Raw genomic sequence first — 2605 nt, 5'->3', positions numbered from 1 at the left:
GGCCACCGCCACCCCGACCCCGGCGCGGCGGTGCAGCTGCTGGTGGGAGCTTTCCACCACGGAAACCTCGAACTTCCGCTTGATCTCGGCAATGACCGGGCGCACCACCGAACGCTTCTGCTTCAGCGAGTGCACGTCGCCGAGCAGCAGGTCAAACTCGATCCATCCAATCCACATGGGCACATCATCTCCCGGCTGCCGCTGCGGCGGGGGAGTGCAGTGCGGATTCCCAGTCAGCGCCGACGAACGCGTCCTGCGCCACCGGCGTGGCCCGGCAGCCTGAACGTTTCTTGGGGATCACCCGCAATGCCTTCTGTCACCTCCGGTGCGGTGCTAGCGTGAGGCACCCAACCGGCACGAGCGTGGCGCAGCCACGTAGGGAGGAGAACGTCATGGCCGAACGCGGCAACACCAAACACGGATCAAATCTCGATGACCAGATGAAGCAGGAGACCGAGGGGATGGTCAAGGGCAAGCAGCCGGACCACGTCGAAGCCCACCGGCAAACCGAGCCCTTCCCGGATGACACCGATCCCCAGGAGGTCCAGGACGCTGTCGAACCGGTCGCCGAGCAAAGCGCCCGCGGCGACGCCCAGCAGCAGGACGAGGGCCAATAGCCGGATAAAGGGGCCGGGGCGCTGAAGCGCCCCGGCCCTGCCCATGCCCCCGGAGCAGCTGTGAGCCAGGCGGCGGAGGGCTAAGCTAGAGACGGCCCCGCCAACGCCGACGGGCCGAGCAACCCCATGAAGGAAGTGAGCATCCAGTAATGGCACACGCCGCTGCTATGGCCCATATTGCCGACCTCGCCGAGTATGTCGCCACCTCGCCCTCCAGCTACCATGCCGCCGCCACCGCCGCCCGGCGTCTGGACGCGGCCGGGTTCACCGCACTGGATGAAACCCAGGGTTGGGAACTGGGCGCCGGCGGCTACTACGTGGTGCGCGACGGGGCGGTCATCGCCTGGGTGCAGCCCGAGGCCGCCACGGCCACCACTGGTTTCCACATCCTCGGGGCGCACACCGACTCCCCCGGATTCAAGCTCAAGCCGAAGCCGACCACCGGTTCCAACGGCTGGTGGCAGGCCGGGGTGGAAGTCTACGGCGGGCCACTGCTGAACTCCTGGCTGGACCGCGAGCTGGTGCTGGCCGGACGGCTGGTGCTGCGCGACGGCTCGGTGCACCTGGCCCATACCGAACCACTGCTGCGCATCCCGCAACTGGCCATCCACTTGGACCGCCAGGTCAATGAGGGCCTGAAGCTGGACAAGCAGACCCACACCAACCCGGTGTTCGGGGCCGGAGACCTGGCCGAGGCCGACATCTTGGGTGAACTGGCCGCCGCGGCAGGGGTGCAGGCCGAGCAGATCGCCGGCTATGACGTGCTCACCGCCGCCGCCCAGCGCGGGGAAGTGTTCGGGCACGGCAAGGACTTCTTCGCCTCCGGGCGGCTGGACAACCTCTCCAGCGTGCATGCCGGACTGATCGCCCTGATTGAGCACTTCCGCAAGCCCAGCGGCAACCACATTGCGATGCTGGCGGCGTTCGACCACGAGGAGCTGGGTTCGGCCTCCCGCTCCGGGGCCGCCGGACCGTTCCTGGAGGAACTGATCTCCCGGATCCAGGCCTCCTTCCAGGCCGGGGCCGAACACACCGCCCGGGCCCTGGCCAACTCGGTGTGCCTCTCGGCCGATGCCGGACACGCCGTGCACCCGAACTATCCCGAACGCCATGACCCGGCCAACCGTCCGCAGCTGAACGCCGGGCCGCTGCTGAAGATCAACGCCAACCAGCGCTATGCCACCGACGCGGTGGGCGCCGCGGCCTTCGCCGGCTGGTGCCAGGCCGCGCAGGTCCCGTACCAGGAGTTCGTCTCGAACAACCAGGTGCCGTGCGGTTCCACCATCGGGCCGCTGACCGCCACCCGGATCGGCATCCGCACCATCGACGTGGGCATCCCCCTGCTGTCGATGCATTCGGCCCGCGAAATGTGCGGCGTGGACGATCCCTGGTACCTGAGCAGGGTCTCCAAGGAATTCTTCGCGGCATAATTCCCGCCGTCAGGGCGGCGCGCAACTGGTCATCATCTGGTCACCGGGAGTTAACCCGGGCATGCTCAGATCGAAGACCATGAGCTCGAATTCCGTGCCCGCAAAGAATTTCCGGCCCGAAATCCAGGCCCTGCGCGCCCTGGCGGTGCTGCTGGTGGTCGCCTACCACCTGGAACCGGGGCTGCTGCCCGGCGGGTACATCGGAGTGGACATCTTCTTTGTGATCTCCGGCTTCTTGATTACCGGGCACCTGCTGCGCGAGGCGCAGCGCACCGCCACGGTGAACCTGCCCGCGTTCTTTGCCGCCCGCGCCCGCCGGATCCTGCCCGCGGCCCTGGTGGTCATCGCGGCGGTGGTTGGTGGATCCCTCCTGCTGCTGCCGCGCACCCAATGGCAGGAGCTGGGGATCCAGCGCTCGCCTCCACGTTCTCGGTGCAGAACTGGGTGCTGGCGGCCGACTCGGTCGACTACCTGGCCGCCGACCAGGCGCCGGGGCCGCTGCAGCATTTTGGTCGCTGGGCGTTGAGGAACAGTTCTACCTGTTCTGGCCGCTGCTGG

General features: G+C 67.9%; 4 protein-coding genes. 3 read left to right on the top strand and 1 reads right to left on the bottom strand.

Annotated features, from left to right (window positions below):
* Positions 1-177: DUF503 domain-containing protein (locus tag JCM19049_RS20510; RefSeq protein WP_279403058.1), on the bottom strand; the 177-nt coding region annotated here is incomplete at its 3' end.
* 185 nt (positions 178-362) lie between these two features.
* Between JCM19049_RS20510 and JCM19049_RS11435 the strand changes: the two genes are divergently transcribed.
* From JCM19049_RS11435 to JCM19049_RS11425, 3 genes are all read left to right on the top strand, one after another.
* Positions 363-617, top strand: coding sequence for a hypothetical protein (locus JCM19049_RS11435; protein WP_279403057.1), 255 nt, complete (start codon positions 363-365; stop codon positions 615-617).
* A 167-nt stretch (positions 618-784) separates the two neighbouring features.
* On the top strand, positions 785-2047 hold the full coding sequence (locus JCM19049_RS11430; protein WP_279403056.1) for a M18 family aminopeptidase: 1263 nt from the start codon (positions 785-787) through the stop codon (positions 2045-2047).
* A gap of 79 nt (positions 2048-2126) precedes the next feature.
* Positions 2127-2573, top strand: coding sequence for an acyltransferase (locus JCM19049_RS11425; protein WP_279403055.1), 447 nt, complete (start codon positions 2127-2129; stop codon positions 2571-2573).
* Positions 2574-2605 lie beyond the last annotated feature (32 nt).

The organism is Arthrobacter sp. JCM 19049 (assembly GCF_001310435.1).
The sequence above is the reverse complement of the archived record's forward strand: the minus strand, read 5'-3'. Positions and strand labels throughout refer to the sequence as shown.